At 61.8% G+C, this 13138-nt stretch carries 13 protein-coding genes; 12 read left to right on the top strand and 1 reads right to left on the bottom strand.

The window, feature by feature from the left end; genetic code table 11:
* The first annotated feature begins 86 nt into the window (after nt 1-86).
* The 12 genes from E1956_RS20030 (at nt 87) to E1956_RS20085 (ending at nt 12961) form a co-directional block, all read left to right on the top strand.
* The gene (locus E1956_RS20030) at nt 87-1259 is read left to right on the top strand and encodes a cytochrome P450 (RefSeq protein WP_134752236.1); all 1173 of its coding nucleotides are present in this window, start codon (nt 87-89) and stop codon (nt 1257-1259) included.
* Nucleotides 1256-1462: a ferredoxin gene (locus E1956_RS20035; protein WP_043285708.1), complete on the top strand. Its 207-nt coding sequence runs from the start codon at nt 1256-1258 to the stop codon at nt 1460-1462. Before E1956_RS20030 ends, E1956_RS20035 begins: the two co-directional genes overlap by 4 nt.
* The gene (locus E1956_RS20040) at nt 1462-2607 is read left to right on the top strand and encodes an NAD(P)/FAD-dependent oxidoreductase (protein WP_134752238.1); all 1146 of its coding nucleotides are present in this window, start codon (nt 1462-1464) and stop codon (nt 2605-2607) included. Before E1956_RS20035 ends, E1956_RS20040 begins: the two co-directional genes overlap by 1 nt.
* 276 nt (nt 2608-2883) lie before the next feature.
* Nucleotides 2884-3948: a phosphotriesterase family protein gene (locus E1956_RS20045; protein WP_134752240.1), complete on the top strand. Its 1065-nt coding sequence runs from the start codon at nt 2884-2886 to the stop codon at nt 3946-3948.
* Nucleotides 3945-4922 carry a phosphotriesterase family protein gene (locus E1956_RS20050; protein WP_134752242.1) on the top strand — a complete coding sequence of 326 codons (978 nt, stop codon included), beginning with the start codon at nt 3945-3947 and terminating at the stop codon, nt 4920-4922. The genes E1956_RS20045 and E1956_RS20050 overlap by 4 nt, the downstream gene beginning before the upstream one ends.
* Nucleotides 4923-4949: 27 nt before the next feature.
* Nucleotides 4950-6068: an FAD-dependent monooxygenase gene (locus E1956_RS20055; protein ID WP_134752244.1), complete on the top strand. Its 1119-nt coding sequence runs from the start codon at nt 4950-4952 to the stop codon at nt 6066-6068.
* A gap of 3 nt (nt 6069-6071) precedes the next feature.
* Nucleotides 6072-7010, top strand: coding sequence for an alpha/beta hydrolase (locus tag E1956_RS20060; protein WP_134752246.1), 939 nt, complete (start codon nt 6072-6074; stop codon nt 7008-7010).
* On the top strand, nt 7007-7945 hold the full coding sequence (locus E1956_RS20065) for an MBL fold metallo-hydrolase (protein WP_134752248.1): 939 nt from the start codon (nt 7007-7009) through the stop codon (nt 7943-7945). Before E1956_RS20060 ends, E1956_RS20065 begins: the two co-directional genes overlap by 4 nt.
* Nucleotides 7942-9624 carry a CocE/NonD family hydrolase gene (locus tag E1956_RS20070; RefSeq protein ID WP_134752250.1) on the top strand — a complete coding sequence of 561 codons (1683 nt, stop codon included), beginning with the start codon at nt 7942-7944 and terminating at the stop codon, nt 9622-9624. Before E1956_RS20065 ends, E1956_RS20070 begins: the two co-directional genes overlap by 4 nt.
* A 171-nt stretch (nt 9625-9795) precedes the next feature.
* Nucleotides 9796-10791, top strand: coding sequence for a SphA family protein (locus E1956_RS20075; RefSeq protein ID WP_232071746.1), 996 nt, complete (start codon nt 9796-9798; stop codon nt 10789-10791).
* A 13-nt stretch (nt 10792-10804) separates the two neighbouring features.
* A complete protein-coding gene (locus E1956_RS20080) occupies nt 10805-11998 on the top strand; it encodes an MFS transporter (protein WP_134752254.1) in 1194 nt (397 codons plus the stop codon).
* 312 nt (nt 11999-12310) lie between these two features.
* Entirely contained in the window at nt 12311-12961 is a 651-nt protein-coding gene (locus tag E1956_RS20085) for a VC0807 family protein (RefSeq protein WP_134752256.1), read from the top strand.
* Here E1956_RS20085 and E1956_RS20090 read toward each other — a convergent pair.
* A complete protein-coding gene (locus E1956_RS20090) occupies nt 12862-13119 on the bottom strand; it encodes a TetR family transcriptional regulator C-terminal domain-containing protein (RefSeq protein ID WP_134754647.1) in 258 nt (85 codons plus the stop codon). The two genes, E1956_RS20085 and E1956_RS20090, sit on opposite strands and share 100 nt — an antisense overlap.
* Between the last annotated feature and the right edge of the window lie 19 nt (nt 13120-13138).

Raw genomic sequence — 13138 nt, forward strand, 5'->3', positions numbered from 1 at the left:
TACCCTGTTATGGTATCCATTGGCTTTACATCGTGTAAAGCCAAATTAAAAATACAGGCTATCCATCCATTACGAGGATCTGGCCTGTGACTCCCCACCAATCCGGCATCGACCTTTGGGCCGCCGATGTGCTCGTCGATCCCTACCCGACATACCGGGCATTGCGCGAACTCGGCGATGTCGTCTACCTCACGCACTCGAAGCTCTACGCCCTCACTGGCTACGATGTCATCAAGGACGCGCTTGCCGACCCAACGCGATTCTCTTCCGCACAGGGCATCGGCTTCAACGACGACGTGAACCAGGCCTTGCAGGGAACCTCGCTGGCTTCCGACCCGCCGACGCATACGCAGTTGCGCGCCGCACTTTCTGAAAACCTCACGCCACGGGCATTGCGTGGTCTGGGCGAGCAGATCAAGGCCAATGCGCAGGCGCTCGTGGCCCGGCTCGTCAAACAACCGTCCTTCGACGCGATCGACGAAATTGCCCGGCGCTTTCCGATCGGGGTTGTCGCCGACCTCGTTGGTTTTCAGGGTGAGGCCAGGGCGAATATGCTCCGCTGGGGGCAGGCCGCGATGGAAGTCATCGGGCCCATGAACCAGCGCACAGCGGAGAATTTCCCCATCGCGGGCGAGCTTTACGGATACTGCTCGCAAATCACCCAGGACGCGCTCACCGCTGGCTCGGTCGGCTGGGGTGTCTTCGAGGCTGAGAACAAAGGGGTGATTCCAGCAGGCGCCGCGCGCCACATCATCCACCAGTATCTCGGTGCGGGTCTTGACACGACACTTGCCGCGATCGGCAATACCGTCGCCCTCTTCGGGCGCTTCCCTGAAGCGTTCGCCAAGGTGCGCGCCGATCTCTCGCTCGTTCCGTCGGCGTTCAACGAGGTGCTGCGCTACTACTCGCCCGTCCATGTCTGGAGTCGCGTGACGACGCAAGATGTGGAAGTCGCCGGCGTGAAGATTCCGCGCGGCTCGCGCGTTGCGCTCATGCTGGGCGCGGGCAACCGCGATCCGCGTCATTACCCGAACCCTGAGGTCTTCGACGTGACACGCAACCCGATCGACCATCTCTCGTTCGGCTACGGCCCGCACGGTTGCGCCGGGCAAGGTCTTGCCCGCATGGAGGGCGCGGCGATCATCGAGGCGCTTGCGACGCAGATCAAATCGTTCCGTATCGGAGAGGTCGCCCGCGTGCCGAGCAACGTCACGGTGTCATTCGATACGGTTCCTGTCCTGGACCTGGAGGCCGCATGATCAAGCTGATTCTTGACCGCCCTCGTTGCGAAGGTCATGGCCTGTGCGAAGAGGTCGCCGCGCAGCTTCTTCACATCGACGACGAAGGCTATGCCGCCATCGACGTGAACGAGATCAGCACTGCGAACCTCGCAGCGGCTCAAGCTGCGGCGCGCGTCTGCCCGGTAGCGGCGCTCAAGCTCGTCGAGGGCGAGGCGACTTGATGGATACGCTTCGGAAGGCACCGCGCGACATCGTGGTGGTGGGCAACGGTATCGCGGGATTGACCGCTTGCGACACCCTGCGCGCCGAAGGATTCGATGGCCGGATCACGGTCATCGGCGACGAACCGGTCGCGCCGTACAGCCGCCCGGCCTTGTCCAAGGCCTTGCTGCGCGATGGGGATGACCTCACCTCGCACTTGCTGCCAGAGGCGACGCACGGCGCGACCGAACGGCGCGGCATTGCTGCTGTTGGCGTCGATGTCGATCGGCAACGCGTGCGTCTCGCGGACGGCGACGAAGCGCCGTATGACGCGCTGGTGATCGCCACCGGCACGCGCGCCAGGCGCCTCGGTCGCGCTCATGGCAACGACGAATACACCGTTCGCACGCTCGCCGATGCGCTCGCGCTGCGTGCACGACTCGCGTCGCGACCTTCCGTAGTGGTCGTGGGTGGCGGTCCCCTCGGCATGGAGATCGCATCCGGCGCGGTTGCGGCCGGGTGCGCGACGACACTCGTTTCGAAAGGGATGCCGCTCGCTTCCCAGCTCGGCGAGTTGCTTGCGGCGCCGTTCCATGCTGCCGCACTTGCACAGGGCCTCACGATCGTTACGGCAGGCTCCGCGGAGATCGTGATGCGTGACGGTGTAGCCGTGGTGGCCCTTGGCGACGGCACCGTCATTGAAGCGGAGGTGATCGTCTCTGCCATCGGCGACGCCCCCAACGTTGAGTGGCTAGCCTCCAGCGAGCTGCTCACCGGCGGCGCGCTTGTGGTGGACAGGCGCGGGCTCGTTCGCCCGAACATAGCAGCCGCAGGAGATGTCGCTGCCTTTCCGCACGCGGGGCGCGTCGCCCGTGTTCCACTGTGGACGAGCGCCATCGATCAAGCGAAGGTGGCCGCCGCCGCGCTTCTCAGGCCAGATGCGCCGGAACTCGCGTTCCAGCAATACTTCTGGACGGAGGCTTTCGGCATCTCCCTCAAGGCCATCGGGCCGACGCCGGTCGTTGGTGAGCCAGAGGTCGTGGAAGGCACGGTCGAGCAGGGCGTGCTTCGCTGGCGACAACCGGATGGTGCGGCGACCGCTGTCGCGCTCGACTATCGGATTCCGATTCCGAAGCTACGCCGCCTGACCGCGTGCAACCCGTAACCGGGAGAAGCTAATGCCGATACGAAGCTCCTGCTTTGCAGCTCGGGTTGGTCGAGGCTCCAACAGTCGAAGAGCTTGAGCGCGTCAGCGCCGTGCATGGAGCCAAAGGCTTCAAGTACGCGTTTGGTCTGAGCCGGTAACTGACTTTTTTGGCGCCATGCTTTGGCACAGTAATACATCGTTGTACTTAATGAACAGGAGAAAAACTCTTGAGTGGCATGACCGTTTCTACTGCTGGTGACGTGCATTACGCACCGGTGCTCATCGGAGGCCAGCATGTGCATTAAACACAGCCAGGGCGCGCCTGAACCGGCTCTGCCGTTTACCTCCCTCCTTCTCGACCCGCCCAACGACAGGGGCGTCGATGCAGCACTGGTCAACACGGTGCTCGGCCCGGTCGACGCCCGGCAGCTTGGCATCACGCTGCTCAGCGAGTCGCTGATGTACGTGCTGCCTGGTGCACAGTACGCCTACGACATCCGGATCGATCGCGCCGAAGTGTTCGATGCGATCGCGAGCAAGCTGCGAGCCTTCAAGGCGGCAGGCGGCGGCACCATCGTCGATGCGACCGGCATGTTCCAGGGGCGTGACCTACGCCTGTATGAGGCGCTGTCACGCGTCACCGGCGTTCATATCGTCGCCTCTACCGGGCAAGGGCCGGAAGCCATGCTGGGTGGTTACTTCCTGACGCCGCAAACCAATCCCCCCGCCCCCTGGCCAGCAGCGAAGTTCGCCGAGATGTTTGGGCGCGAGGTCAATGAAGGCATGGTGGTGCCCCGTCTGGAGCGCCGCGCGCCTGCCGGCATGGTGGCCACGGCGGTCACGCACAGCGGCATGACGCCGACCGATGGCAGCCTGGTACGCGGTGCTGCTCGCGCCGGCTCGACCTATGGCGTGCCTGTATTCATCCGATGCGGCGCCGATGCGCTGGAAGAGATGCAGTTAGCCATCGACGAGGTGCTCAGCCCGGACCGCCTGGTCATGGGCGGGATGGATCGCCGCGACGCAATCGCCAAAGGCTGGCCGATGGCGGTCGCACGCGCAGGCGCCCGAGTGGGCGTGGACCACGTCGGCTCGACCGACGCGCTCTACCTTAAGGATGCCGAACGGGTCGCATTGATCCTTGAATTGATCGAGGCGGGCTTTGCCGATCGCATCATTTTGTCGTCGAGCGCAACCGGGGTGGCTTTTGGCGAATCTGGCAACAACCTGCCCTACTGCGACGTACTAACGAAGTTCGTGCCCATGCTTCAGGCGGCGGGGGTGTCGCAAGAACACATCGTACAAATGCTGATCGTCAACACCGCACAGCTCCTGAGCGTCAACGGGGAAGTCAAATGACACGCGTAAATACAGTGCTGGGCACTATTTCGGCTTCGGAGCTTGGCTTTGTTGCGATTCACGAGCACATCGGCTACGGCATGCCCGGCTGCGAGCTGGACAGCCGCTGGTGGAAAACGCCGGAGCAGCGCTATGAGGAGACGGTGCCCAAGCTGCGCCAGTTTCACGTGAACACCAAACCGTGGGGCGCGGCGACGTTCGTGGAAGCGACAGGCATCTGCAACGGTCGCGACATCGACTACTACAAATCCCTGTCCGACAAGACCGGCGTGCACATCGTCGCCAGCACGGGCTTTGTCGGTGGCGACACGGCATTGCCGTTCTTCGAGCGGGCGAGCGTCGAGTATCTGACCGACCAGTTCGTTCACGAGATCACCGTCGGCATCGGCGACACCGGTGCAAAAGCCGGGATCATCAAGGTTGGCGTGAGCCGCGGCTTCAAGATGAAGGAACTCGACCTGCGCATCTATCGCGCGGCAGCACGCGCGTCCAGGATCACGGGCGCGCCGATTTTCACCCATCTCGCCGTCGACTCCGCACCGGCTCTGAATATCTTTGCGGAAGAAGCGTTGCCCTGCCACCGCGTGTTGTTCGGGCACGCCGATGATGGCGTGAGCCAGGGGCTGGTCAACGAGAAAGGCATTCTGGCCGCGGGCGGGCGCATTGGCTTCGACACCTTCGGCTATGACCTTGAATTGCCCGATCCACCATTCTGGGGCCGCCATCGTCAGGAGCGTCTCAAACACTTCCTGAGATTCCTCAACAGCGGCCTGACGAAACAGGTTCTTGCATCGGCAGACGCGAATTGCTCGCCGCTGGGTTGGCCGGGCGTCAAGGGCCACACGGTGAACTATCTGTTCGAGCAACTCCTTCCTGATCTGCGTGCCGAAGGTGTCGACGATTCAGTCATCGACCAGTTATTCGTTCATAACACGGCCGAATTTCTCGCCTTGACGCCGAACCCCAATCATTGACAAAGAAATCGATCCAAGAGACACATCATGACACCCGGTACGTTGAAGAACCTCAATATCGCCGTTATCGGCGCCGGTTACGCCGGTGCAACCGCAGCGCTGGCCCTCAGCCGGCTAGGCGCCACGGTGACGGTCTACGAACAGGCGCAGGAAGTGAAAGAGGTCGGCGCCGGGATCGGCCTGCGCCCCTCCACGATGGACCAGTTCCGCAAGCTCGGAATCTTCGACCTCATCGCGGCTGTGACATCGGCAAGCGATTACTTCGAAATCCTCACGGCTAACGGGCAACGAATCGCCATGGAGGAATGGCCCGAGAAAGAAGCCTTTAGCGCCACCACGCGTTTCGTGCACCGCGGCGACTTCATCGATGTTCTGCTCGGCGTACTTCCCGACGGCATGGTGAAACTGAACCACCGCCTGAGCAAGATCGTCGACAACGGCAGCAGCGCCACCGCCGTATTCGAAAACGGCGTGACGGTGAACGCCGATCTGATCGTCGGCGCCGACGGCATCCGCTCGCAGGTGCGCCAGCATCTGTTCAGCGACAAGCCGCCGGTTTTTGCCGGCGAACACGCGTATCGCGCCGTGATCCCCGCTGCCGACACCTACGGCATGGTGGCTGACGGCAACCTGCGCATGTACGTGGGGCACGGGACCAAGATCTACCTGTTGCCGCTACAGCATCGCGACGAAGTCTCTTTTGACGTCACCTGCCTTGCGACTGACTCCACGCCAGCGCCTCTCGCGAGCAAGGATCAACTTCTGCAAGTCGTGGCGGGCTTCGATCCGCGACTGATCGCAATCGCCGAAGGACTCGATATGGGCAAAGTAAACCTGCGCGCCGTCTACGACATCGACCCGGTGTCCAACTGGCACTCCAGTTCCGTGGTGCTGATTGGCGATGCGGCTCACGCGATGCTGCACCATCAGGGCCAGGGCGCCAACTCGGCGGTGCTCGATGCCGGTGCGCTGGCAGCCAGCCTCAGTGAGGCCGGCTCCATTCCCGAAGCGCTGGCCCAATATCAGGCCAGCCGCAAGCCGGTCACCGACGAACTGCAACGCCTGTCGCGTCAAGGCTGGAGTGAAGACGAAGTCGAGAGTGTCTTCCCCAGCCAGCATCAAGGCGAACTCGCGGCGAGGAGCTAAATCATGGCATTGCATCCTGCTGTTGCCCAGTTCATCGCGTCCTTGCCGCCCGCGCCGCCGGGACCGCTCAACCCCGAAGCGATGCGGGCGGCCGACGAAAGTCACGTTGCGCCCGTCGAGCAGCGGCTTCCCGTGCATTCGGTTCGCGACCAGGTCTTGCCCACGCCTGCCGGTGATGTTCCCGTGCGCGTCTATCAGCCGTCGGCGGCGGACACCCATCCGGTGCTGGTTTATTTCCACGGTGGCGCGTTCTTTCTCGGCAGCCTCAACACGCACGATCATGTCGCGCGCGCGCTGGCCCATGCCACGCAATGTGCCGTGGTTTCGGTCGGCTATCGGCTTGCTCCCGAGCACGCCTTTCCTGCGGGTCTGAGCGACTGCTACGCCGTGGTCGAGTGGATCGAAAAGAACGGCCGCGCGCCGGGCAACGGGATCGGCTGGGATGGTCAAACCCTGGTTGTGGCAGGCGACAGCTCCGGTGGCAATATCGCGGCGGCTGTCGCAGCGAAGGCGCTTGACGCCGGCTTGAAATGCATCACGCACCAGGTGCTCTATTACCCGTCGCTCGATCTCGACTTTGATGTCGAGCGCTACGCGTCGCTGAAAACCAACGCAGTCGGCAATGGGCTGGAGACGGCGATGCTGAAGCCATTTAACGCGTTCTACATCGACAGTGGCGCCGACCCTGCCGATCCCCTCGCATCCCCCATCAAGCGGGCGGATCTTTCCGGACTGCCTCCTGCACTCATTGTCACAGCGGAATACGATCCGCTTCGCGACGAGGGCGAGCTGTATGGCCGCAAACTGGAACAAGCGGGCGTTCCGGCAACCATCCATCGCTACGAGTCGGCGGCTCATGGCTTTGTCCAGCATTTTTCCTGGTTGCCCGAGTTCCAGGGGGTGTTTGCCGAGACCGCCGATTTCATCAGGAATCTTGAATGATGAAAGTCGTCGATATCCACCCGCTGTTCTCCCAGTGGGGCCGGTTTGGCCTCTACAGTTTTTTCATCGACGGAAGCGAACCGGCGATTGTCGATACGGGTATCACTTCGTCGCCGGCCGGCGGCATCGCGCCGGCCCTGGAGCAACTGGGCCGTCGCATTGAAGACGTGCGCTGGATTCTTCTGACTCACGGGCACATCGATCACATCGGCGGTGCCCATGCGTTGTGGGAACTGACGGGCAGGAAAGCCAAAGTCGTTATCCACGAGGCAGACGCCCCGTTCCTTCGTTCGCGCCGCACGCATGTCGAGGAATATCTGGCGGCTCGTGGCCGCTATATCGACGACCCGCAAGCGGAGGCGAAGTTGGCGGCCGCCTGCCAGGCAGCCATCTCTGGCGAGATGGAACCTGACCTGGTGGTTCGCCATGGCGACGAAATATCGCTGGGGTCGGATGTGACGATCACGGTGCATTCCGTGCCGGGTCACACGGCAGGCTCGGTCGCGTACGTGGTGGAAGGCCAGCGCGATGTCTTCGTCGGCGACGCCGTTCAGATCCACGGCGCCGCCAACGGCTTTCCCAGTTACGCCGATCCGGATGCGTACCGCGCGAGCCTGCTGCACCTGCGCGACCACGTCAAGCCCAACCGCCTGTTCCTCGGCCATCCCTATCGCAGCCAGGGCGTCGAATCACAGGGCGTCGTGCTCGACCGCGAACAGGCGGCAGCAAAGATCCAGGAAAGCCTCGACATCGAGGCCCGGGTGCGTGCCGCTACCGAACAATTTGGCCTCGACGACGCCGCTGTTGCCAGGGCTTCCTGTTCCCCCTTTTGCTGTATTGCGCAGCACTTGCGCTACGAGGGCGATCCAACGCTCGAACCTTCACCGTTTTTCACCACTATGCACGGCTACTTCCACAAGGGTTATCGGTCATGATCGTACACAAAGACCTGCGCATACCCATGCGCGACGGCATCCACCTGGCCGCGGATGCCTATCATGCAAAAGGCGATATGCCTCGCCCGGCGCTGGTCGCGTTAAGCCCCTACGGCAAAGAGCTTCAGGCGCTGGCCCTCACCCTGCCTCCGCAGCGGCGCCCCTCCCCGCTGTGGGACGGCTGCATCGAGGCGGGCGACATTGCCCGCGTGGTGAAGGAAGGCTATGTGCACGTGATCGGTGACGTGCGCGGCTCGGGCGCTTCCGAGGGTGAACACATCGGCAACTACAACGCCGGCGGCGTTCCTCTCGGGAAGGATGCCTACGATTTCATCGAGTGGGTTGCTGCGCAGCCATGGTGCAACGGCGTGGTCGGGATGATCGGCATTTCGTACTTTGGCTCCATGCAGATCTTCGCAGCGGCCGAGCGCCCTCCCCATCTCAAGGCGATTTTCGTCAGTGGCGGCCACTTCGACTTCTACGAGACGACCTATCACGGCGGCGTCATGTGGTTCATGCCGCGCGCTGCGCGCGAGGGCCGTGGCGGCGATTCGGGCTGGGCTTTCACGCATCGTCACAAGTCTCGCATGCTGGAGACTTACTCCGAGAATGAAATCAAGGAGCGCGTGGCCAGGCGACTCGCCGACCCCGACGTAGCAGCCTGGCCCAACCTCGTGCATGTGCTGAATTATCCGATTCATCATGAATCGTGGTTCGACATCGTGACCAACCACCTCGACGGCGAGTGGTACGAAGAACAGAATCCGATCAACCTGGCCAGCAACATCGATATCCCGGTGTACCTGCAGATCAATCAGGGCCGCGGTTGGACTGTCGACGGCACGATCGAACTCTTCGATGTGCTGAAAGGCCCCAAGAAGCTGGAGATCGGACCGTACCCGCCGATGCAGACGCGCCCCTGGGTGGACGAGCATGACACCATGTTCCGCTGGTACGACTACTGGCTCAAGGGCATCGACAACGGCATCATGGACGAGCCGCAGGTGAAGGTGCACGTTGAAGGCAGCCGCACATGGATGACCGGTGAGCATTGGCCCGTGACGCCCGTCGAGTACCGGCCACTGTACTTGCGTACCCGCGGCAAGCTGGCATTTGAACCCGAGCCCCTGAGCGTCGAGCATGCGCATGCCGATGGCTTTTATCAGGCGCCGCTGACCGTCGTGGACAAGGTGGAAAAGCTGACCTGGTCCACCGAGCCCTTCCAGAATGCAACGTCGGTTCATGGCGTGGGCGCGGCGCATCTCTTCGCGGCCATTGATCAGGACGATACGAACTTCATCCTGCGACTGTGGGACGAGGCCCCCTCCGGCAAGCGTCAACTGGTCACGACGGGCTTCCTCAAGGCATCGCATCGCGAACTGGACGAACGAACCCGCGAAGGTAATCCATATCACCCACACACCCGTAGCGTGCCTGTCGAGCCTGGCGTGATCAACGAATACGTCATTCGACTCTACCCCTTCGCCAACGAATTCAAGGCGGGACACAAGCTGGTTGTCGAGCTGATGTGCGATGAGCCGATGGTGGATGAGCACAACTCCCTGTTGCCACCCGATGCATTTCATCTTCCCGTTGGGCGGGCAGTCACTCACACCATTTATCGGGACTCCACGCATCTGTCACGTCTCATGCTGCCTTTTGCGTCATCCTCCAGATAAACGAAGGTTTATTGGCCGTAGCTGAGTTCGACGAGTTCAGTCTGTATGCACGTGAACGGCTTCCCAGCCGTTCATTTTGCATTACTTAATATTATAGAAAGGGATTTCAAATCGGTTTTGAAAGTGAAAATCTATCTTTGAAAAATAGTAAAACTATATACAGGAGACGAAATGACGAAAGGAATGGGGTATCAAAGCAGGTTTGCGCGATACGGGCGGGCCGTTGCTGGAGCGACACTGGTTGCGATGTCATGTGTGGGGCAAGCGTCGACCTATCAGCCGGCCGGCATCGATCTCGGCGCGACAACGTTCAACGATGCGTTCGGCAGTATGGAGCCAGGCTGGACGTCGATCCAGCTCCTTCAGTACGAACACAACACGAACTTTTACACCAATACCGGCGCGAAAAGTCCGGCGTTCAAGGACGCGCAGCTCAATGCGTTCGTGTGGCTGCCGCAGATCGTCTACACGTCGCCGATTCACGTACTGGGCGGCGCGCTCGGCTTCACGGCGATGCTGCCGGTTGCATCGCTGAACGCACACTCGACCGAATTCAATCCCTATGCTCCAACACTGACTGCGCGTTCAGGAGTGGGTGACATTACGTTCGGCCCGTTTTTGCAAATGGCACCGGTGATCAGCAACGGTCGTCCGGTCTTTGTGCAGCGTTTCGAGTTCGACGTAACCGCGCCTACCGGCGCCTATGATCCGAACAAGCTGGTTAATCCAAGTTCAGGCTTCTGGTCGCTGGACCCGCACTGGTCGGTGACGGTTCTGCCTACGCCGCAGACGGAAGTGTCAGTGCGTATGCACTATCTGTACAACCTGAAGAACACCAATCCAGGTATCAACAATCCGTTCGAAGTCCCAGGCATCGTGAACTTTCAGGCCGGCCAGGCGGTGTGGGCCAACTTTGCGGCCTCTTACAAGATATTGCCGAACCTCGATGTCGGCCTGAACGGCTTCTGGTTCCGCCAGATTACCGATGACCGTGTCAACGGCGCAAGCCAGCCCGCTGCCCGCACCACGAACCTGTCGCTGGGCCCTGGTGTCGAGTGGACCATCGATCGCAAGAACTTCGTGTTCGCGAACCTCTATTTTCCGGTGGTGGAGCGCAATACCTACTCCGGCACTCACGTGAACCTGCGCTGGATTCATGCGTTCTGACCAGGAGACGAACATGCAAAAGGTAGGCAACTTACCGGTAATCGAAAGTGCTCGCGGCATTGCGGCGCTGATGGTTGCCCATTGCGCAGGCATGTTGGACCTGGTTGCACTGCCGCTATGGGTAGGTACACTGGTCGCGCATTATCGGTTCAATCCTCAACAGGCAGGCACGCTGCCGACGCTGTTTCTCATCGGAGCATCGTTATCCAGCGTATTTTTTGCCCCCCGCTTCAACCGCGTGAACGCGAAGTGGGCTGCGGTACTTGGCTTCGCCGCCGGTGCGTTGGCCTTCGCGCTATGTATCGGTCAGACGACCATGGCCGTGCTTGCGCCCCTGCATTTTGCCGGCGGACTGGCCGCAGGAACTGCGCTCAGTTTTACGCACGGCACGATTGGACATGCGCGCAATCCTCATCGCGTATTTGCATGGGCCGGGCTGGCCATTGGCGTATTCGGCGTTGCCTTTCTCGGCGGTACGCCTGGGATACTGGCCAGATTCGGAGGCGCGGCCTTATTCATCGTTTTTGCTGGAGTCATGGGGCTGGCAGCCTTGACGGGACTCCTGTTTTTCCCGCGCCCGAGCCGGCAGGGCGCGGAGGATCGCCACGGCGCTCTCGTGCAGGTTCAGCCGCTTTCGCGGGCGGTCTGGTATTCGATCGTCGGAATCGCGTTGCTCGCGATGACGCAAGCCATGACGCTCAGCTTCTACGAGCGGATTGGGATGGCACGCGGCTTTGGCCGGGAACTGGTGACGCTGGCGCTCGTGATCTATGGCATTGTCACGCTATTTCCGGCACCGTTGGCGGGTTTGCTTGAAAAGCGCATCAGGGCAACAACGGTTATTTCAATCGGTCCTATCATGCAGGCTGTGTTTGCCATGATCGTGACGCATACCTGGAGTTATCCGTTGTTTGCCGCTTCAGGGGCGCTAATGGCATTCACGATTCTGTTCACGCATACCTATGCGTTTGGCCTGCTCGCGCGACTGGATACGACCGGACGCGCTGTGGCGGCCACACCGGCCATGCTCATGGTGGGCGCCGCCATCGCTCCGTTTCTTGGCGGAACGCTGGTCAGGTTCATCGGCTTCGGTGCGATTGGCTATGCGGCCATCGCACTGGTCGCAATAGAACTGCTGCTGTTCAACTTGACGCGCCGGTCGGTGCAGGGTGAATCGTCAGTCGAACAGGCTCCAGCGGTAACTTAGCCGGGAATCAGCCTCTAGGGGAGTGAATGTGCTGCGCATCACAGTGCGCTGACGAGACGTTCACTCCCCAAAACAGGGACCCGGTGACTGGGATGAACGTCTCCACCGACGCGTTCGCGCGCAGACCAACGTGCGCCTTGAACGACTGTTACACACCTATTGAGTTGAAAAACTCGCGTCTTCGCGGGGCGGGACCGGCCTTTTTATCGCGTCAAAACGGCTCATCTAACGTTTGGCCTGTTCGTGAACTAGACTGGACACTGCCACTACGCCCGCTGCCGTCAGAATCCCGCCGGGCGCCGGAGGGCTGGCATGAAGCACCCATTCCGCTATCTGTCCGCCCTCTGCATCAACGTGCTGCTGCCGTGGCTCGCGTACCGGCTGGCGCTGCCGCACTGGGGCTACCTGCAGGCGCTCGCGGCGTCGGCGCTGCCGCCCCTCGCCTGGATGGCGTACGACTACATCCGCTTGCGGCACTTCGATGCGCTCTCCGCGCTGGTGCTCGTCAGCATCACGCTGTCGCTCGCGCTGACGCTGCTTGGGCGCGCGCCGCTAGAGCATGCGGCTGAGGCGCCAATGATCTCGGGCTCGATCGGCATCGTGTTCCTGCTCTCGCTCTTGCTGCCACGCCCGCTCGTGTTCTACCTCGCGCGCTCGAAGGTCACGCGGAAGAATCGCGACGGCGCCGCCGAATTCGAGCAGCACTGGCGCGAGCACCCGGGCCTCGTCGCGGTAATCCGCCGGATGACAGTCGTCTGGGGCGTCGGCCTCGTCGCGGAGAACGTGCTGCGCTGCTGGATCGTCTGGACGTGGGCCGGCAAGCCGGAACCCGCCACGGTGTCAGCGGTGGTGGGCTATGCTGTCTATGGCGCGCTGACGCTGTGGACGTTCTGGTATCGCCGCCGCTTTATGAAACGCGTCGGCAAAGCGGCCGAAGCGTTGGCTAAATCGGAGGGATCGTGACCGCGCGCGCTGGGGAACGCATGGACCACATCCGCCGCGCGCGCCGTATCAAGGTCCTGTGACAACTGCCCTTTGTCGATTGCGTTGCGCAGACCGCGTTCAAGCATCTCGTGCCCATCGTGCGCCGCGTTGCGCAAACGCTCGCGCACGCGGTCCATATCGCACGTGTATTCGCAG

The sequence above is a fragment of the Paraburkholderia pallida genome, assembly GCF_004524855.1.
GTDB lineage: Bacteria > Pseudomonadota > Gammaproteobacteria > Burkholderiales > Burkholderiaceae > Paraburkholderia > Paraburkholderia oxyphila.

What these genes read in the sequence shown, in the direction of transcription:
- E1956_RS20035 (WP_043285708.1), top strand. Translation starts at nt 1,256, where the DNA reads ATGATCAAGCTGATTCTTGACCGCCCTCGTTGCGAAGGTCATGGCCTG.
- E1956_RS20040 (WP_134752238.1), top strand. Translation starts at nt 1,462, where the DNA reads ATGGATACGCTTCGGAAGGCACCGCGCGACATCGTGGTGGTGGGCAAC.
- E1956_RS20045 (WP_134752240.1), top strand. Translation starts at nt 2,884, where the DNA reads ATGTGCATTAAACACAGCCAGGGCGCGCCTGAACCGGCTCTGCCGTTT.
- E1956_RS20050 (WP_134752242.1), top strand. Translation starts at nt 3,945, where the DNA reads ATGACACGCGTAAATACAGTGCTGGGCACTATTTCGGCTTCGGAGCTT.
- E1956_RS20055 (WP_134752244.1), top strand. Translation starts at nt 4,950, where the DNA reads ATGACACCCGGTACGTTGAAGAACCTCAATATCGCCGTTATCGGCGCC.
- E1956_RS20060 (WP_134752246.1), top strand. Translation starts at nt 6,072, where the DNA reads ATGGCATTGCATCCTGCTGTTGCCCAGTTCATCGCGTCCTTGCCGCCC.
- E1956_RS20065 (WP_134752248.1), top strand. Translation starts at nt 7,007, where the DNA reads ATGATGAAAGTCGTCGATATCCACCCGCTGTTCTCCCAGTGGGGCCGG.
- E1956_RS20070 (WP_134752250.1), top strand. Translation starts at nt 7,942, where the DNA reads ATGATCGTACACAAAGACCTGCGCATACCCATGCGCGACGGCATCCAC.
- E1956_RS20075 (WP_232071746.1), top strand. Translation starts at nt 9,796, where the DNA reads ATGACGAAAGGAATGGGGTATCAAAGCAGGTTTGCGCGATACGGGCGG.
- E1956_RS20080 (WP_134752254.1), top strand. Translation starts at nt 10,805, where the DNA reads ATGCAAAAGGTAGGCAACTTACCGGTAATCGAAAGTGCTCGCGGCATT.
- E1956_RS20085 (WP_134752256.1), top strand. Translation starts at nt 12,311, where the DNA reads ATGAAGCACCCATTCCGCTATCTGTCCGCCCTCTGCATCAACGTGCTG.
- E1956_RS20090 (WP_134754647.1), bottom strand. Translation starts at nt 13,119, where the DNA reads ATGGACCGCGTGCGCGAGCGTTTGCGCAACGCGGCGCACGATGGGCAC.